Source organism: Thalassoroseus sp. (genome assembly GCF_984380535.1).
Window position 1 is genome coordinate 228,783 of sequence record NZ_CFHRBF010000003.1, and the last position, 20,675, is coordinate 249,457.

Sequence of the window (20,675 nt, forward strand, 5' to 3'; positions counted from 1 at the left end):
GAGGCCAAGCCGTTTACAACATGCCACACTTCGAGCAACTCGAAGTGTGGCATGTTTCGTTAAACCCTTGGCACGTATTGATGATGAGTCACTTCCGTCGTTTCCCCTATCGGCGAGGTTCCCGTCCCGGTAAAATAGCAACTGCGCCCAAACTGACTTTCATCGAAGACGACGTTTATTTCCCGCCATGACAATCCCCATTCGCCGATTTTTGTCAATTCTCTTCTTATCTTATTTTGTGCCCAGCAGTTCGTGGGCAAATGCTGGCGACAAGCCGAAAGAAACGATCGGTACGTTCGTCGAGGAACACTGTACTTCTTGTCATAATACGGAAGTCATGAGTGGCAAGCTCAACTTGCAGCATGTGGCGGACGATCCGGCGACGGCGGATTCGACACTTTTCGAGCGGATACATGAGGTCGTCTCCGACGGTCAAATGCCGCCCGTCGACGAAACACAACCGAGCGACCGGAATCGAGAGCATTTTTTGCAGGAACTTTCGGCAGTGCTGAAGTCGCACTCCGATCTGGCGGAAAAGGCTCGCCAACCGGGTTGGGGAAACTTGGTGGATCATCAAGTTCTTTTCACAGAGCCCAAAGTCCGTAAGGCAGCGACGCCGGCACGATTGTGGCGGATGAGTCCGCATATCTTCATGCAACGAGCGAACACGCTCTCCCGGATGCGATTGTTAGTGCCTCGCCGGAATCAGGGCGGCGACGGACTTCACCCAGCGTTCGCGTACATGACACCTTCCCATACGTTCCGCGACAATGCCGACGCTCATGCCTTTGAAGAAGCGACAACGGAACTTTTGTTCGACATTTGCTGGGATATTGCCGGATTTCAGACTTCCGCAGATTCGCCGCGATTGAATCCTCATGTCGCAAGATTTCGAGCACAGTCCGGTCACAGCGATAAAGACTGGCGGAGGTTAATCGCTTTGCAATTGAATCTTGCCTTGCATCGTCGTCCAGACAAAGACGAGATGGAAGGCTTGCTCGAATTGGCACGCAAGACCGAGCGAGATGCTGGTCTCGATGCGGCATTACAGTCTGTTTTTACTGCGGTACTTTTGAAGCCGGAGGCGGTATATCGTTTCGAGGTTGGCGACGGCGAGCCCGACGAGTTTGGACGGGTCTTCCTTGCTCCATACGAACTGAAACACGCGATTTCCTACGCCCTCACCGATGCTCAGCCCGATGAAACGCTTGAAGAAGCGGCATCAACTGGCAAACTCGCCACGCGGGCCGATGTTCGTCGCGAAGTCAAACGATTGCTGGGCAATTTCGAAACCGTTTCGCCTCGTTTCTTGCGGTTCTTTCAAGAGTATTTCGAATACACCAATGCACCTGCGGTGTTCAAAGATCATCGACTAGCCAACGCCATCTTTGCCCGAGAGCGAGTCGAAGATGCCGACGAGTTGGTGTTGCACATTCTCAAGAAAGACGAGCAAGTTCTACATCGATTACTAACTGAGGACACCTTGTTTCTTGTAGCTAACGGATTGCGAATGAACGCGCCGACCGAACGGCGTTTTCGTCGGGATCTGTTGCCCGACTACGGACTTCCGCGAGATTGGGAATGGACGAAGCAGCAACCGCTTCAGCCAACTTTTGGTCGTCGGTCTGGCATTCTTACTCACCCCGTTTGGCTGCTCGCGTTCTCAGACAACGAAAAGAACCAAGCGATTCAACGTGGACGTTGGGTACAAATGAAATTGCTCGGAGGGACCGTGCCCGATACACCAATCGGCGTGGATGCCAAGCTCCCGACAGATCCGCACCTGACGCTTCGCGAGAAAATGGCTCAGGTGACCAGTGCCGGCTATTGTTGGACGTGTCACCTCCGCATGGACCCGCTCGGTCTCCCGTTTGAACAATTCGACGACTTTGGACGTTACCGCGAGACCGAGCTAGACCGCCCTGTCGACACAACCGGCCAAATCGCTGTGGGAATTTCCGAACTCGATGGTCCAGTGAAAGACCCCTTCGAGATGCTCGATCGGCTCGCCACATCGACGCATGTCGAACAGGTATTTGTCCGCCACGTTTTTCGCTATTTCCTCGGTCGCAATGAGACACCAGCCGACGCGCCCACATTGATCGATGCTCATCGCGTCTACCAAGAACACGATGGCAGTTTTAAGGCGTTGGTTGAGTCCCTGCTGACATCAGATTCGTTCTTGTACCGACAAACGATCACTCCGGTGAAGGCTGCCTCGGCTGATGCTCCGGTTCCATCGAATAACTAAACCGTGTGAATAGAATTTTTATGAATCATCCATCCCAATTGAACCGTCGCGGTTTCATGCAGAACCTTGCACTCGGAGCGAGTGCCCCCGTGTTAGCTCCGATGCTGAGCCGAGTCACGTACGGTGCCGAAGGGAACACTTCGCCATTGCGTTTCCTGTTCGTCGTGGAGGGCAACAGTGTCCCTCCTCGACAAGTCTGTCCGGAAGGCATTCCGTTCATCGAGCGAGAAGCACGGTCGAAGTTCGTTGAACACTCCCTCGATGGCACAACATTGCCGCCAGCGCTTCTTCCGGTCACAGAGTTCCGCGATCAGTTGACCATCGTGCAAGGTCTTTCCGGCCGTATGTGTTCCGGTGGACATTCCAGTGATCACGGTGCACTCGGGGCTTATCATGCAAACCAAGGTCGAAAGATTCAGGCTCCCACAGTCGATGCAGTGATCGGGCAAGCTCATCCGGGTATTTTTGAGAACCTTGTGCTCGGTATCTCGAGTGATGTGCGAAAAGCGGTTGACTTCAACTGCTCGGCCGCGGCCCGTGGACGGAGTCTCGCGACATTGCTTCATCCTGAAATCGCCTATACGAAACTCTTTGGCAGCATCGCTAAAGGCAAAGCTGGTTCCTCGTTCCAGGCACGAGCGAATGTGCTGGACTACATCAAAGATGATGTAAAACGTGCGCGACGCGAACTTGGGACGATCGAAAACCAGAAAATGGACGCTTATTTATCTGCGTATGAAAGTCTCGGCGTCACTTCGAAGCGACTTGTTGAATCACGGGAAACGCTCGAAAAAGTTGCACCAGAGCGGGCAGACAAATTCTCATCCGACGTCGAGACAGATCGGCTCGACGCACATTTTGAACTTGCCACGGCAGCATTAATCGGGGGGCTGACGAATTGCGTTACCATCGCATCAGGCGTTGGTTTCCCCAATTTCAATATCACATTCACCGGTCTCGGAATTCAAACCGGGAAACATCCTATTGGTCACGGTCTGTATGTCGAAGACGACCGGACCGCATGGGAGCAGTCGGAGAGAATCCGAGCCTTCCACTTCCAACTCATTGCCCGCACAATGCGAAAGCTCGCAGAGATTCCAGAGGGCGATGGCAGCATGTTGGATCGAACTGTAGTCGTGTATCTCAGTGACGGTGCAGAGACGCATCATAGTCGATGCTTCGAATGGCCGTTTGTTGTGCTCGGAAACGCGGGCGGACGTCTTCGTTCCGGTCGCTATCTTCAGTATCCCGACTACGGCACTGATGGTCACAGAACCATTAATGCCCTTTATCATACGCTGCTCCATGCAGCCGGCATTCCGCAAGATGACTTCGGTTCGATGGATCCCAATCTCGACAAATCGATGCACCGTGGACCTCTCGAACAGTTGTTCGTGTAGTCGGGACTTTGTCGTCGCCCAATCCATCCAGGTTTTGCGATCCAGGACCTGCAAGACATGAAGTTCGTCAGACTATGGCATAAGCCGCAAACAGAAACCTGCAAGAATTGAGTCAACGCAGGAGACGGATTCGTGCGCGACGTCAGTGCAATCATTGATGAACTATTTCGCTCGCAATCTCGCCGGGTGCTGGCGACGCTCATTCGTGCACTCGGGGATTTTGAGTTGGCCGAAGATGCAATGCAGGAGGCTTTTACAGCGGCCGCGAACGACTGGCGGTCGAAGGGCATCCCTGACGATCCAGTCTCGTGGCTTATCTCGGCAGGCCGATTTCGGGCGATCGATTTGCTCCGTCGCGAGGCGAAATTCCACGACTTGCAGCCTCATTTGGCTGCACGGATCCAAGAAACTGCATCGCGAAACGCTGAAACGGCAACCCGAGATATCGAAGATGATCAACTGCGGCTGATCTTCACGTGCTGCCATCCGGCGATTGATCCGCTAGTTCAAGTTCCGTTGACCTTACGTGAGGTCTGTGGTCTCACAACAGACGAGATCGCAGACGCGTTCCTCGTAAGCACCTCGACGATGGCTCAGCGGATTGTGCGTGGCAAGACAAAGATCCGCCAAGCTGGTATTCCGTTCGTGATTCCAAGGCGTGATGATCTGCCCGAACGACTTGATGCTGTCTTGTCCGTCATCTATCTCGTGTTCAACGAGGGATACTCCGCTTCAGCCGGCAATCAGTTAACACGGGTTGAGTTATCCAGCGAGGCTATCAGGCTCGGTCGTTTGCTTTTCGAACTACTGCCAGATTCGGAGGTTATGGGGCTGCTAGCATTGATGCTTCTACACGAGTCCCGACGCGAGGCCCGTGTCGATGCAGATGGTGATATCGTGCTCCTCGAAGCGCAAGATCGTGGGATCTGGAACCGTCAATACATTGAGGAAGGCCGCAGTCTTGTCCGACAATCGCTGGCTTCGCGTCGAATTGGAATTTACACACTACAAGCCGCGATCTCGGCCGTACATTCCGAAGCCACTGTCGCGTCTGACACCGATTGGCCGCAAATTGTGGCACTCTACAATGTGCTAATGCAAATCGATCCGTCGCCGGTCGTGGAACTGAACCGGGCCGTCGCGGTGGCGATGCAAAGTGGACCAGACGCGGGACTACGAATCATCGATGCGATCTTGAACCGTGGTGACCTAGCCGATTACTACTTAGCTCATGCTGCTCGCGGCGAGCTGCTGCGCCGCACCGGCGAAATCGTGGACGCTCGGAAGTCGTTTGAGCGAGCCATGTTACTCACGAAACAAGAATCCGAACGGCGTTTCCTCAGTAAGCAACTCGGGTCTCTCTCCGAGTAACCTCGAATCGTTGTCGAAGTAAAATTTCGATTTTCCGGCACTTTCTTGTCGATCCCGACACGCCCCGTTCGACTAAAGAATGAGACCGCGACAAGGTTCGCGAAGCCATTCGAATGTTGACCGGGAGTGCGCAATGAGATTCATATATTTGGGATATGCTGATCACGCCAAGTTTGATTCGATGAGTGAACACGAAATCAAACAGGCGATGGACGAGTGCCTCGCCTATGACGACCTTTTGCGAGAAGGCGGCCACTTCATCGGCGGAGAGGCACTACAAGCCGCAAACCAAGCAGTCACCTTGCGATACAACAACGGCACCGTTCAAGTAACTGATGGTCCCTTTGCGGAAACGCGGGAACAAATTGGGGGAATTCTACTTCTTGAAGCGGACAATATGGAGCACGCGGTTGAATTGATTTCCAAGCATCCGGGAGTCCGTATTGGGCCGTTCGAGATTCGACCGGCGGACGCACAAACGAATGCATTAATTGAAGCACGTAATCGCATTCACGAAACAAAGCCACCCAGTTGATTCGTCAATCTCGATTAAACAACCGGTTCAAAGCCTATCAGGGCTGTCCAAGATAAGACGGCATTCCACGGAACTGTTAGACACCGACTTTTAAAAATGAGTGTGAAGGGAAATTGATGAACAATAATCTGGAACAGGAACAGGAAATTCGTGACGCCATCGAACAATGGCGGTCAGCGTTGGAGGCGAGAGACCTTGACAGCATGATGACTGACTACACACCGGATGTTATTCTTTATGATGCCATTCCACCCTACAAGTCTGTGGGAGTAGCGGCTATCCGCCAGGCATGGGAATCTTGCATGCCCCACCTTCCGGACTTCAAGTCGGTTCATCGTGATCTAACAATAACTGTTACGGAGGACATGGCTGTTGTTCACGGCTTACATAATTTCGAGACCGCAGAACCCCATCCGTGTAGTCAATCGTGGATACGAATTACTGTATGTTACCGCCGCATCGATGGGCGATGGAAGGTGTTCCATGAACACGTCTCACTTCCCTTCAATCCCATGGACAACCAAGCATGGCCGATAACCGACCCTGATTCACTGACCATGCCAAACTACGGAGATTAGACCGATGAAATACATGCTACTGATCTATAGTGCTGAAGATTCTTGGACTGAAGAGACCCGACGAGCTTGCATGCTGAAATCAATGGCAATCTGCGATGAACTTTACGAGCAGGGCAAGTTTATCGACTCGTCACCTCTACATTCGATTTCAACTGCAACGAGTGTTCGCCTCCGTGATGGGAAACGCCTAGTGACCGACGGCCCTTTTGCAGAAACGACTGAACAACTTGGTGGCTACTATGTAATCGATGTTGAAAACCTGGACGAAGCAATCTCAATCGCAGCGCGACTTCCTCCGGCTGAGAAAGGAACTGTCGAGATCCGCCCGCTATTTCCACTTCCCGACCGCATGGAACAAAGCTGATGTCTGGTGGACGCAGGACAAAGCGTTCCCAGGCAGCGAATGTGTTCGACAAGTGGCTATGATGGTGCTTATGAGTCCTGTTGACTACCATTGAACGGAGGATATCTCGTACGCCAGTATAGGCTCTGCGTCGTAGCTGTTCTATCGTATTGGTTTTTCACCATTATAGTACTCTATAAGTTCACGACACGGAAAGATAACGATGACGGACACCGAGAAAAATTATCAGCGTCGTTCGCTTCGTATGACTTTTGTCTGTGTCGTTTGCCTTCTACTGTTGATTAGTGTCGGTTGGCTGATCTATCGGGCGCAAATTAAAAATAGGCAGGCATCGGAAGTTGACACGCAGGACACGCTAGGAAGTCGTGAGGCGAAAGTTTCGATCCAGTATGATCCGCCATCGACACAGGGGTATGTTGGCAGCGATGCCTGTCGACAATGCCATCAGGAGATCGCCGAAAGTTTTGATTTGCACCCAATGGCTCAAACTATTGGCCCTGCTGAAGCATTCGAGTTGCCCGTGTCGGAAAGTTCCAAGGAGGTGGGCATTGTCGGAGAGGCGAGACCATATGATGTCCTCAGTCAGGATGGGAAGATCTGGCATATAGAACGGCTAGTGGATACCAGCGGACGGACGATCGTTGATCAAAAAGTGCCGATGGAATACGTCGTTGGTTCGGGACAACGCGCAAAAGCGTTTCTACACCGTCGAGACGATGCGCTCTACATGTCGCCATTGAACTGGTATGCCTCGTCGAAAGTCTGGGATTTGGCACCGAGCTACGCCGTCCATGATTCTCGCGGGTTTAATCGTCGCGTCACAGACGAATGTCTCAATTGTCATTCGGGACGACCTGCCGTGCTCGAGCGTTCCACGAACCGATACCAACAACCGGCGTTTCACGAACTGAAAATTGGCTGCGAAAGCTGTCATGGCCCAGGAGCCGATCACATCGCGTGGCAACTAGCAGATGATAGTGGAATAGACGAAGGCGATCCCATTTGCAACCCGGCGAAACTCGACGCGGCTCGGCGTGAGAGTGTGTGTTATCGTTGTCATTTGCAAGGGGTTGGTCGTGTTCTACGTCCTGAGCGGAGTGCATTCGACTTTCGTCCCGGCCAGCGACTCGACGAAATTTGGACTGTGTTCGTTAACGGGACGGGCGTCGTCGACGGGGATACCAAGTCTGTAAGTCATGTCCAGCAACTTCGGAGTAGCCGATGTTTCCAGTCAAGCGATGGCCAGATGGGATGTATTTCTTGTCACGACCCGCACCGTATTCCGCCTAAAAGCGAGGCGCGAGCCTACTTTCAAACACGTTGTTTTTCATGTCATCAGTCCGAGAGTTGCGAGGCTCCTGCAGAAGCGCGACAGAATGTGAACGATGACTGCATTGGGTGTCATATGCCGCGACGGGATACCGCCGATGTGTCCCATGTCTCTCAAACCGATCACCGTATTCTGCGTGACTACACAGGAGATGGCGAAGATAAAAAATTTACCGTCGATCGGAGACTACAATTCTTTGATAATGCAGATGAACGATTGAGTGAATGGGAACGCGACCGCGCATTGGCTATTGGTACCTGGATGGATGTCACACGAACCGATGACATGTTACCAGCAGAATTACCAGAATTATTAGACCGCGTTCTCGATGCTCATCCTGACCCGACGTGTCTTACGATCGCAGCGACAATCGCAAGTTCGAAAGGCAATGCGACCAAGGCGATTCGACTGTATCAACTTGCGAGTGAGATCCCGGCTGCTCGTGAAACATCTCTGCTAGCATTGATGAATCTCTACTATAGTCATGCTGATTGGGGGCGTGCTCTCGAGGCTGCGGAACGCATTTTGAAATTGCTTCCTTCAGAAGCGAGTGCACTAGCGGTTCGAGCCGATTGTTTAGCGCATCTCAATCGAATACCCGAGGCGATTGAGTCGGCTGAAGACGCCATTCGGATTCAACCACTACTGATTCCTGTACGTGCTTGGCTCGTGAAAGCTTATGCAGTCACCAATCAAACCAAGAAGAAAGCCGAACAGCAGCAAATCCTAGACCGTATACGAGCGATTCGTCGCCAGCCTCAATGATCGACAGTTAAGTCTCACTGATAACACGTTTGCTAGTCTATCATCGATTCGAATCAATCGTTTCGACGATGCATTTTTCAGCGGGGACCGGTACGTCGTGTAGGGTTTGAGTTCTTCCCGATGGCCACTTAATGATGAGTTCATCAATCGTAGTGTCGTCACCAAGGCCAATAATGAGTCGTCTCTCGTTGGATGCTTGATATCCGTCGCCCGCTGTGAGTTGCCGAACGAGTCGCCGGTTGCCGACTTGGACAGTCACAATGGTTCCAATGGCGTCTCGATTTGATTCTACTCCAACAAGTCGCAGTGAGATCGAGTTTTTCGCTGGCGTCATATTCGTCAGTAATGCGATAGGGGTGTCGAGATGACCAACAACGAGGTCGTCTCGACCATCGCGATTCCAATCAAGTCGCGCGACCGAGCGACCGAGCCATTCGGATTGAAAATACTCACCGAGGTTGTCTCCGTCGAGTGATGTAAACTCTCTTCCTGTGCTTAGTAAGACTTGTGGACGCATCCGGTACGGCTTGCCGTATTTCCGTAAATCATCAATATGGCCGTTGCTGACAAACAACTCCTCCACGCCATCCAAATTCAAGTCGACAAATTGTGTGCCGAACCCGAGGACAGGAATAGAACTATCTTCTAAGTTGTAGTCACGCGTCGCATCCGTGAAGTAACGGTCAGGCGAACCGAGATAAAGCGTGTTCGACTCGTTCAAAAAGTTCGTCATGAGCAGATCGGTGAGTCCGTCTTGGTTTGCGTCTCCTAATGCGATCCCCATGCAGCCTTCAGCCTTACCGTCGGAGTTATAGGCCAAACCAGACAGAATGCCGCGTTCAAGAAAAGTTACATCGCTGTCTTGCGACTTCTCTGGATAGAAAAAGAAGTTTGGAGTGGTATCGTTTGCGACGGCCCAGCTTAATTCACCATTACCGGTCGCATCCCAAACAGCAATGCCAAGTCCTTTTCCGTCAGGGACTGTTGAGAGCAACTCCTTGGTCGAGTCTTGAAATTCACCGTTCCCCTGATTAATCCAAAGCCTATCCGGTTGCCCATCGAAATCAAACGGCATACAGAGGGCCGGAGAGCCATCTGGGTGTTTACAAACGCGATCGAAAATATCAGATCCCGTCAGGTAATTGACGTCGTAAATATCACAAAGTCCATCCTGGTTGAGATCGGCCATGACACAACTTGTCGTCCACTCATCGCTCTTTAGATTCGCAGTGTCTGTCACGTTCGTGAACGTGCCGTCACCGTTGTTCCGCCAGAGGGTATTGGCGCCAATGTTAGCGACGTACACATCCGGAAAACCATCGCTGTTGTAGTCGCCGACTGTGACTCCTTGTCCGAATCCGTGCTCTGAGATTCCGGCTTGATTGGCGACCATCTCGAATCGTTTTCCCAATTCGTTTCGATATAGGCAATCGTGATAGTCTTGACTATCAGAATTGACATCCCAAGTCCGACCTTGCGTGAACCAAACATCAGAATAGCCATCCATGTCGAAATCGATCACACCGATTCCGCCGCCGGAAAACTCGAACATACGCCGAGTCGGTTTTCCTGTCACTCCACTATAATAGCGAAAGTCTAACCCGACGCTTGCTGCTTGGTCGTTCAGGGTAATTTCACTTTTCCGCTGAGTGCTTACCGAGTTCGGCTTTGGGCTCGCTTGCGATTTGATTTTCGGTAGCGGGTAAGTCGAGTAGTCAAACCGCGATGCCACGTTACTGCGATCGTCTACCAACAGCAGTGGAAGATCGATGCATTGGGATTTGAGTTCATGAAGCAACTGCTGAGCATTCAGGTTGGAAGGTTCAACCGCCACTGCCAATTGACTCCAGCCATACGCTTCCCAAATTCGACCGCAGTCTCTGTAAGCTTTGATAAGTTTGATCAACGGGCTGATGTTTTCATGGACGCCTGAGAACAACACACGGGATTGAATGTCTTCGAGATTTTGAAGTTTCAAGGCGTATTGTTGAAATTCCTTCGCAGCTTTTGCGTTCTTGAGGCGTTCGGATAGTTGTGCTAAGTGGGTGATGACCAACTTGTGTTCTGGGGCGAGACGTGCCGCCTCCCAAAAACAGCGAATCGCTGCACGATCGTCGTTCTGTAACTCCGCGATCTGCCCAAGGACCACCCAGCCCATCGCAAACTCGAAGACACCCTCAGGAACGCTATTCGCCCATGACTGGAGTTCTGCCTGTCGATTGGTAGCCCACAACTGCTGCCCCAATGCTACCCACGCGGTTGCACAATCGGGTTCTCGCGCGATGACCTTTCTCAGCCAATCGATGGCGTTATCATGTTGCCCCTGCGACGACTCCATATGCGCGAGTCCTAGCATTGGCAGAATGTCACTTGGCTGGGCTTTGTGGGCGGCTTCGAGTTCATGAGGATCACTAATGGATGCGCTCTCGCGTGCCAGCAAAATTAGTAAGTCCGTTTCGTGCTGGGCACGAATGAGGCGAAGCACATGGGGAACTGCGTCGCGACGACGACCACATCTTCCGAGCAACCTTGCCAGTTCTTCGTTGGCTGCAATATCATCCGGGCGTATTTTTAGCGCACGAAGGAGAACCGCTTCCGAGTCGCTCAGTTGATGAGTTTCGTTTTGAAGCCATCGGGCCAGGTGCAGCATTGCTTGGACTTGTTCCTGAGAACCGTCCCAATGAGTGCTTTCCAAGTGAGCGATGGCTCTGCTGAGATCTTGCTGGGCGGCTGCTGATTTCGCCGCTAGAATTGCGGCTTCGACAACCCAGTTGTCGGAACTAATCAGTGCGACGGCTTGTCGCTCTGCATCGGCGTAACGTTGGTTCTGAAATGCTTGCCTAGCATCTTCAAGGATTTCCTCGGCATCCGGCGTCGCATTGTACCAGAGCAGCGAGCCCCCTATGAGAAGTGCGAGCGCGAGGGCAACGAGTCCTATTCGACGCATTGGAAATTGAGGGCGAGACTGGTCCGTAGATGGCGAGTTCATGTCAGGAGTAGTCAGTTGCTGAAGATCGATCTCACAGATGACTATTCATCGGGAGACCAGGTGACCGCCTGTTGTTTCGGAGTTTCGTCTCGCCAGATCGTACCGAATTGACTGCCTTCGACAATCATCAGCCTCGCGTCGGCCGGAATTGATTTTCCAACCGTGCGGGATCCCGAGGGCCAATTGACGGTCACTTCATCAATCGTTTGAGCATCGCCGACTCCGAAGATAAGGCGTCGCTGATTGCTAGCTTGATACCCGTCGCCGGCCGTCAGTTGTTTCGTCCAACTTTGTTGTCCCGTGTGCACAGTCACCTCCGCGCCAATCGCATCGCGAGCGGTGTCACGGGCAGCCAACGTAATTCCGAAGTAGTGTCCGACATCTTCTGAGACATTGGTCACGATGGAAACGCGTTCCCGAATGTTTGAGACGATAAAGTCGGGACGTCCATCGTTGTTCCAGTCAAGTCTTGCTAATGATCGACTCAAACGCTTCTTATTGAAGAACGGACCGGCTTGGTCGCCACTGAGTTCCAAAAACCGGCCGTCATCGTTTCGATAAAACTGTGCCCGCATCTGATACTCGCCGCCCTTACGGGCATAGTCATCGACGTGGCCGTTGGCGAGGACAATGTCGGCGTCGCCATCGAGATCGGCGTCTAAGAACTGTGTCCCCCAGCCGACGTATGGGTAACTGTCTTTGTATAGGCCTGCCGATTTTGTGGCATCGAGGAATAGACCGTTGGCATCTTGCAGATAAAGGGTATTCGCTTCGTCTGCGAAATTGGTTACGAAGAAATCGATGCGGCCATCGCCGTTCGCATCATCGGCGGCGATTCCCATACATGCCATGGGTAATCCGTCGACGTTGTAAGCTAAGCCATTGAGAAATGCTGAGTTTTCGAGCTCGATGTTATAAGAGTTGTCAGCCGGTCGATTGTCTAAGAAGTAGTTTGGAACTTGATCATTTGCGACAAACAAGCACGGACGATTTCGCTGGCTCAACCCGGCGGCGACAATACCAAGACCTTTCGAATCGTTCTCTGCCGTGATACTGTCGTGGTGCCGGAATGTCCCATCGCCTTGATTGATGAGTAGTCGGTTGGGAGTTCCGTCAAAATTCTTGGGAGAGCATGCATAGCCTCCACATATCGCCTGGTGAACATCACTGCCGGAAACATAGTTGACGTCATAAAGATCGGGCAATCCATCGGCATTGAGATCAACCGCTAGGCAACTTGTTGTCCAGTCATTGAAGGCTAAACTTGCAGAATCTGTTTTCGCCGTGAAGGTGCCGTCACCGTTGTTTAGGTAAAGCTCATTGCGTCCAATGTTTGCGATATAGAGGTCGTCAAAGCCATCGCCATTAATGTCTCCGACGGTACATCCCTGACCGAAACCTTGACTGTCGATGTTTGCCTGGCGTGTGACATCAATATACGTCTTGCCCTTGTTATTCAGATAAAGCCGATCGCTCAGTTCTGGCGTTGGCGTGGGATGATCGGCACCCGATTCCCAAGCACTGCCTTGTGTCAGGTAGAGGTCTGGCCAACCATCGAGATTGATATCCAAAATCGCGACGCCGCCGCCTGTTTGCTCCAACATCCGTACGCCAGGTGTTTCGGGATCATGCCCGTTTTCGTAGACGAAATTTACATTGTGACTGCCGTCATCAATGAATCGGATACGAGCAGCAATGGATGACTTTGCATCTGTCGTCACACTATTGCTGAGTTCATCAAAATACTTTAGAGCGGAACGTGAATCGACGGCCAGAGACAGATCGGTTGCGATTCTCGCAGCTGGAATTGTTTGCGGTGTGTGCTCGTCGAGTTGCTGTCGACAGAACTCCATATTGGTCTGCGGCCATTGGGATTGGGGAAAGTTCTCACTCGCCACGGCTGACCATGCCAACGCTTCCCATATTCGTCCGGTTTGGATGCAGATACTAGCAGTTTTACGTAGGGGTGTTTCGACTTGGCCTTGAGTCTTCAAAATCTGATCGAGCAGAGATGTAAGTTCAAAGAATTTCTTTGCCCGAGCTGCGAACAGTTCGCTAGTGCTGTCGTCAATTGCACTGAGCGTCAGACCAAGCTGATAGTTCGCTTGCTTATGAGCCGGGATAATACGCAGAACTTCAAGAAAACAGCGGGCAGCAATTGGCAATTGACCGTGCTTCTGAGCGAACAGTCCGCGGACAAACCAAATATTGGGCAACTCATTCGCGGATGTCGGAAGGTTGCGATGCCATGTCGCGAATTCTTCGATCGAATCGTCAACAAGTAGGCGTCCTAAAATCGAATGACACGCATCCCATTCCGGAAATCGGGAGATAAGTTCACGAAGGATGGGGATTGCAGCCAACGGTTGACCATCTTCTGCGGCTTGAGCAGCGAGACCAAGTTGCACGACTCGATCTTTAGGATACTTTTGGGCTAGTTTCCGGAGGTAGTCCCCGGGTTCCATCGGTCGTTCTAGGTCCCCAATTAACGCTAGCTCGTAATAGCTGCACTGGCCAGCTTTGAGTAATGTCATTAGGTGAGGGAGCGATTCCCAACGCCGACCCGTCACGCCAAGCAAGAACGCCATTCGTTCATGCACGTTGAGATTGTGAGGCTCGTGTTCTAGCACGTAGCGATAAGCATTTTCGGCCTTAGACAGTTGACCGACTGTTCTTAGCGTTTCCCCGAGAGACAATGCGGCGAGGATGGAGTCTTTGCTGCCGTCGTGCGGAACCGCAGCAAAATACTCGGCAGCCTCCATCATACGGTTTTCTTTGACTGCAGCCTCTCCAGCAACAAGAAGAGCTGCGGAACGATGGTGCTCGCTTTCCGCAGCTTGGAGGGCAATTTCTTCCGCCTGAGTATACTGGCCGTCGTGCAATGCCGACTTGGCCTTCTCGAGTAACTGGTTGTGGTCTTGCGTTCTAAAAAAATAAAATAAGCTGCCGCCTAATATCGATAGAAGTCCGAACGTAACGATCGCAATTCGTGTGTACGGATGAGACAAGAACGTATCCATCTGCAGTCGATCGAACGGAAATTCGTCCGGTTATTTTAAGTCGAAGTTATAAGCGGCTGTGTCACTTTCTGGCACAGTGACCTCAAGCGGAGTTTCACCAGCTTTGCTGTATTGTTCGGGGAGCAAGTGCTTAGGACCCGCGCTACCTTCGCCGCCGCCATGGGCACCACCGCTTGGCTGACTATGTGACGGAGCTTCCCCGTGACCGCCAGCTTCCCCATGACCGCCGGCATTAGGATCAGTCGCTTCCGTGCTAGCAGTAGCCTCGGTTTTTGTGATGGTGACCTTGAACTTACCTGCGGCAGCACCGTCACCTTGATCGTAGGTCGTTAATGTATAAGTACCGGTGGAGTCAGTTCTGCCGACTGCTGCCGGTTGACCGTCACGTGGCGCAAAGACAACCGCGGCATCCGCGACGGCCGCTCCGTTCAATGTCACTTTGCCGGTGACAGAATGAGTATCGACTTTATTCGGGTCACCTCCGCCACAACCGGTTGCAAGCCCTAAGAGAACGAACGCGTAAGCGAATTTGAGTTTCTGCATGCAGAATGAGTCCTTTGATGCAACGAGCACAGCAGAAAGAGAGAGGCGGGCATCGCCTCTCTCTATTGGATCGACAATGAAGAATCTAAGTTTGGATTCCAGTGTTCAGTTTACGGGAGCGATATCGCCACCACGTACAGAACCGAGAGCACCCCAAACCCCGTAAGGGCTTTCGCCGAATCGCGGAGGACATCCACCGGAAGCCGTTCCAGGAGCGTCGGGCGGTGCACAGGTGGGATCGCCGGTATCAATGGTTTCGCTGATGAATCGCACAGACCCATCGCCCATCAACGCTTGAATCCCACCAGCGTGTTGACTGGTCGGCTCATAGATGCCGTCCTCACCATCCCAAGTATTCTGGGTACAACTGGCTCGGTTCGGTCCCAGTACGGTTGTGCATCCAGTGAATGCTGGAGCACCATCCGGCCAGCGATGACCAGCCCAACGGCCGAGGTTTGTATTTGTATAGATACCTCCAGCAGCTTGTGCCAAACACTGCGAAGGGTCACTATCGCGGAACGTACTACCGATGCCTCGAACGACGCCCCCATCAAGAATCTTGTTTCCTTGCTTGGCCTGAACTCGTTCCGACATTGCGATCGTATTTGTTAGACCGTCGGTGATGTCACGGAAGGCTTTGCATTTCATTTGGCCACTGAACATACCGCGAAGCCCACGACCACCGTTACCGGCCCATTCGTTGTGATCCCAAGCGGAGTCACCACGGGAGAACATGTAATTGGTTTTGCCGATTCCACCATCAGCTGGCGTGTCTGACGGGCAAAGAAAACCAGGAATCTCTGTGGCAAAGTAACCGCCGCCACCAGTACTCCATGGCTCACGAGTAAAGTTTTCGGCAGCGGCCATATCGTGGAGGTTGCCTTGTTCGATGTAAGGTAGCAACGGCACGAAACCACTATGTCGACGGCCCCCGTAACCACCATTGGGGAAGCCTTCACCAAATGGCAGTTTGCTGTTCACGTCATGGTAGTTGTGGAGTGCAATTCCGAGTTGTTTCAAGTTGTTCTTGCACTGTGTACGGCGTGCCGCTTCCCGGGCCTGTTGAACAGCGGGGAGCAAGAGTGCAATCAGAATTGCAATGATTGCGATCACGACAAGTAGTTCAATGAGCGTAAAAGCAAGTCGCTGCCAATTGCGATACCGAGCGTGCTTCGACGCCTGATCGGATCTGTGGTTCCCGATAGGCATGGGAGGCCTCCAAAAGTATGAGTTGGGTGATAAGAACGACAGAGTCAGCAGAGTTGCCAACATGAAAGGAGCTGTCGCACACAAAGAAGCTATTCACTTCTCTTTAACAAAAACTTGATAAACCTCAAGAAGAAACTTGGAGGAAATTCAAATTTTGTTTGAGAAAATCATTTGACATGGTCGGGTGGTCACTGAGGTCTAAGATAAATTACGAGTTTATCGGCTCGAATCGACTAGCGAACCATTTTCGATAGCATGGTAACGACCTGCACGAATTTCTTGATATTCGTCCACCTCTCCGCTTGGCCAGTGAATGACGATATCGCATTTTGATGCACCGTTTAGACCGAGGTGAATTGTATGCGCGTTAGCGGACTGAAAGCTGCCGCCACCATATAATTCGTGAGTGGGAGACAACTCTATATCAGTTCGAATCACAACAACTCCAAAGCCATTACGATTTGATTTCGTTCCGATGAACTCTAACGTAATCGCGTTATTTGTCGTCGATGTTTGGTTCCATAGTAGAACTGAGGGATCCTGCTGGTGAGAGATTGCGACATCAAGTCTGCCATCGCGATCTAAATCACCGATTGCAAGTCCCCGGCCGAGCCAAGTCTGCTGGAAATAATCACCAGACCACTCAGAGACTTCACGAAAGGTTCCATAATCCTCATTGCGAAAAAGCTGAGGTTTCATCCGATAAGGTTCGCCATTTGGCATCCATGTTCGATCATCGATATGCCCATTGGCGACGATTAAATCTTGACTGCCATTGTTGTCGTAGTCGAAAAACGCAGTGCCCCATCCAAGCACCTGACGGCTTGGCGGGCCGATCGCACTAGCGCGGGTTGAATCATCGAAAACAAGTTCACCTTGATTCAGATACAGCGTATTGGTGTCGCCATAGAAATGAGTTAAGAACAGGTCTGAAAACCCGTCAGCGTTCACATCACCGGCAGCGACACCCATGCTTGCTTGAGCGTAGCCAACCTCGTTGAATGCTAGACCGGCGACTAGGGCGTGGTCCTCATATTTTAATTCCTCAGTAGTTTCACTCTTCGCTGAGAACAGAAAATTCGCCTGTCCATCGTTAGCAACGTAAATCTCTGGTAAGCCATTACGGTCGAGATTCGCCACCACGACTCCAAGTCCTTTGCCGCGTAGTCCTTTTAGACCTGCCTGTTCAGTTTGATCGATGAAATGTCCGGTACCGTCTGAAATCAACAAGGCGTCGTCGACACCGTCGAAGACAGCAGGTGAGCACTGAACATAGCCGTCAGGACTACCGGGTGCTGGACATAGCCGCGGCGACTCGGCGGATTCATCAAGATAATTGACCACGTACAGGTCGAGATGGCCATCACCATTAAGATCCGAAAATGCCGCACTTGCACTCCACGCTGGCACATCGACGCCGACCTCATGTGTCACATCTGTAAATGTGCCGTCACCATTGTTCCGCCACAACTGATTCGGACCGAGAGCTGTCACGTAAAGGTCATCGAAGCCATCGCTGTTATAGTCTCCAACAGCACATCCATAACCAAAACCTTTCTGCACGAGTCCTGAAGCAGACGTGATCGACGTAAACCGCATGCCGTCTAGGTTGTGAAACAATTCGCCGTGCGAACCGTCGTCCGCCGTTCGTGGTAGTTGACAACCGTTGGTGAAAAATAGATCGAGGTAACCATCATGGTCGCAATCGAACATTGCGACTCCGCCACCGTTGGCTTCCAAGATTCGGTGCAGACCTCGAATGTCATCGTTCCGGCGGAAATTGATCCCGGATTCTTCCGCGACCGTCTTAAAGAAGGGAAGTTCTCCCTCTGGTTTGGATCTTGTAGTCGCTTGAGAGGCGGCTTCGACAACAGGATCTGATTTCTTTGGCTGCTTGAGTGTTTGCGTGTCGCTAGGTTTAGGCGGATTTGCCTCGCAACTGCAGAGGCAAAGAATTGGGATGGATAGTAGAAACAGTCTCACAAAGTGAATAGTCATGTCTTCGAGCAACTAGCGATCTGGTGAAGTACTTGGCTGGTCTATGGTGGATTGTTGAGAGTTTGTTTGTGAGATTCGCTTTGCGTGACGATCAAACGCCACGGCCGCCTCTGCATAGCCGATTTCTCGACAGGCCTTAGCAACCTCGGCGGCTGTTTCGGCGTTTTGGCCGTCGACGTTGACCATGTTTACTCGGAGCTTTGCCAAGACGGCGGCATCGTTCAGTTCTTCCCGTTGCTTGTCTTCCTGCCCAAGCTCTTTCCAGACACGCGCCATCCCCATATGTGCTGCGGGATGAGCAGGGTCTGCCTGCAATAGGGCTTCGTAATATCGCTGCGCGTCTTCCCACTGCTCGTTGTGAAACGCCCATTCCGCACGCATATGCATCAGCGACCAAGGTTCGTTTTCATCAAATTCCGGGAAACGGTCGACTAGTGTGCTGAAGGAGTCCCAATCGTTGCGTTCGTAGTAACATACTAGGATGGCGGCCAGTGCTTCTCGGCTATCAGGATGTTCTGCTAGTAGTCTCTCAAGATTCGGCAATGCAGAATCCAACTCGCCCTGCATCGTCTGATAGCGTGCATTTGCAAGTTGTAGTTGAAAATCGCTCGGGGTCTCCTCGAGAAACTCTTCAAGGCGTCCACGACCATTCGCAGTATGCCACAAAAGCAAATGTGGAAAATAGAGTTGTTTTGAATCAAGAATATCTGCAAGGCCCCCGGCATGTGCGGCGAGCAATACCGGTTTGCGGTCCTCTAGTCGTAATTGAACGGAGTGCAGATACGCGAGCGACTTATACGCCGTTATGATGTCCTGCACCGACGTGGTGTTTCCCTGCTCAACTACAGAGAAAAACTCTCGCAGACACTGTTCGGCTTCCGACGCTCGATGGAGTTTCAGGAGGACTTGCCCTTCCATCAGGCGTGTGGATGCTCCGTAAGTCGGGTGCGATGTCGGAATCGCGTGGTAGCTAACGAGGGCTGTCTCGAACCGTTGCTCGGCGAGTGCTTGGTTGCCTAATAATGCAAAAATATCCGCCCGCTCGGGCTCACGTTGGTTCTGCTCGACGAACTGACTCTGTGCACGCCGATACTCCGATTCAGAGATGCCGGCCGGCAAATCCAAATCTGGTTGATCCACGACTGACGGTTGATCTGCACATCCGATACCGACGCCGAGACCGACCAGGAGAAGTAAAGAACGAACGTAACGAAGAGCAAGACGATGATCGGAAATTGAAGGTTGCGAACGCATTGCTCAAGTATTGGCTGGCCTCCGAAGATTTGCAAGCAGTCGATTGCCGTCGCGAATTGAGAACTGTTATTCTTCTGAAGACGCCATTTCCAAAATCTTCTTCTGTCGATACTCGATTGGCTCATTCGAGCCGGGTGGGACCAGTGACCTGCGTAAAGCCCTATATTTTCTTCGGATTCTGTTTCGCCTCCGGGTGTCTGTTCGAATGTCGATTGTCGGCAGCCGAGTTGCAATACCCGCTCGATGTCGCCACGGATGCCGATGGAAATATCTATGTGGCCGACCGTTACCTGCCCGGAATTTGGCAAGTTTCCCAGAATGAATTGAAGGTACTTCATGCGGGTGCCCAGAAATTTCGGGCCCCGATGAATGCCGTGCGATGCGTGGCTGTCAATTCGAAGGGGCAGGTGTTTGCGGGTGACTCCGCCACGCGGGATGTCTATCGCATCAACAATGACGGTACCGCCACGCCGCTTACCAACGGGCAGATTGGAATCCCAATGTCCATCGCCTTCGACAGTGACGACAATCTGCTGGTGAGCGACTTGGAACTTCACCGAATTTTTCGCATTCCCAGTGATGGTGGAGACGCAGAAGAGTTCGCCACGGTCGCAGCACCACGCTGTATCGTCACTGATGACAACGATCAGGTGTGGGTGCTTTCCCACGGAAAAAATCAGGTCGTACGGCTGTCTGCGGACGGGAAACAGCAAACAGTTGTCGTGAGCGGTCGGCCGTTTCAGTTTGCGAATCAGCTTCTGCTCGGACCGTCAGACGTTCTTTTCATTAGCGATGGCTATGCCGATGCCGTTTGGCGGTGTGAGCCAGGGAAACCGCCGGAAAAGTGGCTTTCTGGGGAACCGCTCAAGGGGCCAGTCGGGTTGGCATGGCAGAAAGAAAACCTGCTCATCGCCGACCCCCAAGCCAAAGTGGTGTTCTCAGTCAGCCCGAAGAAGGAGGTCACACGAGTGGCGGAGTAGGCTCATGTTCGGTGATCTGTTTCTTCCACCAGGCTCTGACCGAACTCGCGGTGCGTGATACCTGCGCAATGCTGGAGAGCAAAATGGG

The 20,675-nt window shown here is 52.1% G+C and carries 14 protein-coding genes; 8 read left to right on the forward strand and 6 right to left on the reverse strand.

Annotated elements, in window-relative coordinates:
• The first annotated feature begins 337 nt into the window (after positions 1–337).
• The 7 genes from AC5DDB_RS05385 to AC5DDB_RS05415 all read left to right on the forward strand — a co-directional run bounded on the left by AC5DDB_RS05385 (position 338) and on the right by AC5DDB_RS05415 (position 8,594).
• The gene (locus tag AC5DDB_RS05385; protein ID WP_491738662.1) at positions 338–2,251 is read left to right on the forward strand and encodes a DUF1588 domain-containing protein; all 1,914 of its coding nucleotides are present in this window, start codon (positions 338–340) and stop codon (positions 2,249–2,251) included.
• Positions 2,252–2,271: 20 nt separating this feature from the next.
• On the forward strand, positions 2,272–3,651 hold the full coding sequence (locus AC5DDB_RS05390) for a DUF1552 domain-containing protein (RefSeq protein WP_491738663.1): 1,380 nt from the start codon (positions 2,272–2,274) through the stop codon (positions 3,649–3,651).
• A 132-nt stretch (positions 3,652–3,783) separates the two neighbouring features.
• Complete coding sequence (locus AC5DDB_RS05395; protein WP_491738664.1) at positions 3,784–5,022, forward strand: RNA polymerase sigma factor; 1,239 nt, start codon at positions 3,784–3,786, stop codon at positions 5,020–5,022.
• A 133-nt stretch (positions 5,023–5,155) separates the two neighbouring features.
• Positions 5,156–5,557, forward strand: coding sequence for a YciI family protein (locus tag AC5DDB_RS05400; RefSeq protein WP_491738665.1), 402 nt, complete (start codon positions 5,156–5,158; stop codon positions 5,555–5,557).
• A 116-nt stretch (positions 5,558–5,673) separates the two neighbouring features.
• The gene (locus AC5DDB_RS05405) at positions 5,674–6,135 is read left to right on the forward strand and encodes a YybH family protein (protein ID WP_491738666.1); all 462 of its coding nucleotides are present in this window, start codon (positions 5,674–5,676) and stop codon (positions 6,133–6,135) included.
• Between the two features lie 4 nt (positions 6,136–6,139).
• Positions 6,140–6,499: a YciI family protein gene (locus AC5DDB_RS05410; RefSeq protein WP_491738667.1), complete on the forward strand. Its 360-nt coding sequence runs from the start codon at positions 6,140–6,142 to the stop codon at positions 6,497–6,499.
• Between the two features lie 202 nt (positions 6,500–6,701).
• Positions 6,702–8,594, forward strand: a complete 1,893-nt coding sequence (locus tag AC5DDB_RS05415; RefSeq protein ID WP_491738668.1) for a tetratricopeptide repeat protein — start codon at positions 6,702–6,704, stop codon at positions 8,592–8,594.
• A gap of 40 nt (positions 8,595–8,634) precedes the next feature.
• On the opposite strand, the gene AC5DDB_RS05420 is transcribed toward AC5DDB_RS05415, so the two are convergent.
• From AC5DDB_RS05420 to AC5DDB_RS05445, 6 genes are all read right to left on the reverse strand, one after another.
• A complete protein-coding gene (locus AC5DDB_RS05420; RefSeq protein WP_491738669.1) occupies positions 8,635–11,541 on the reverse strand; it encodes a CRTAC1 family protein in 2,907 nt (968 codons plus the stop codon).
• A gap of 83 nt (positions 11,542–11,624) precedes the next feature.
• A complete protein-coding gene (locus AC5DDB_RS05425) occupies positions 11,625–14,603 on the reverse strand; it encodes a CRTAC1 family protein (protein ID WP_491738670.1) in 2,979 nt (992 codons plus the stop codon).
• A gap of 30 nt (positions 14,604–14,633) precedes the next feature.
• The gene (locus tag AC5DDB_RS05430; protein WP_491738671.1) at positions 14,634–15,146 is read right to left on the reverse strand and encodes a hypothetical protein; all 513 of its coding nucleotides are present in this window, start codon (positions 15,144–15,146) and stop codon (positions 14,634–14,636) included.
• A 105-nt stretch (positions 15,147–15,251) separates the two neighbouring features.
• The gene (locus AC5DDB_RS05435; RefSeq protein WP_491738672.1) at positions 15,252–16,355 is read right to left on the reverse strand and encodes a DUF1559 domain-containing protein; all 1,104 of its coding nucleotides are present in this window, start codon (positions 16,353–16,355) and stop codon (positions 15,252–15,254) included.
• A 216-nt stretch (positions 16,356–16,571) separates the two neighbouring features.
• Positions 16,572–18,353 (reverse strand): CRTAC1 family protein, encoded by a 1,782-nt coding sequence (locus tag AC5DDB_RS05440; RefSeq protein WP_491738673.1) that lies wholly within the window; start codon positions 18,351–18,353, stop codon positions 16,572–16,574.
• 12 nt (positions 18,354–18,365) lie between these two features.
• Entirely contained in the window at positions 18,366–19,493 is a 1,128-nt protein-coding gene (locus AC5DDB_RS05445; protein WP_491738674.1) for a tetratricopeptide repeat protein, read from the reverse strand.
• Between the two features lie 95 nt (positions 19,494–19,588).
• Here AC5DDB_RS05445 and AC5DDB_RS05450 point away from each other — a divergent pair, with 95 nt between their 5' ends.
• Positions 19,589–20,587, forward strand: a complete 999-nt coding sequence (locus AC5DDB_RS05450; RefSeq protein WP_491738675.1) for an SMP-30/gluconolactonase/LRE family protein — start codon at positions 19,589–19,591, stop codon at positions 20,585–20,587.
• Positions 20,588–20,675: the final 88 nt, after the last annotated feature.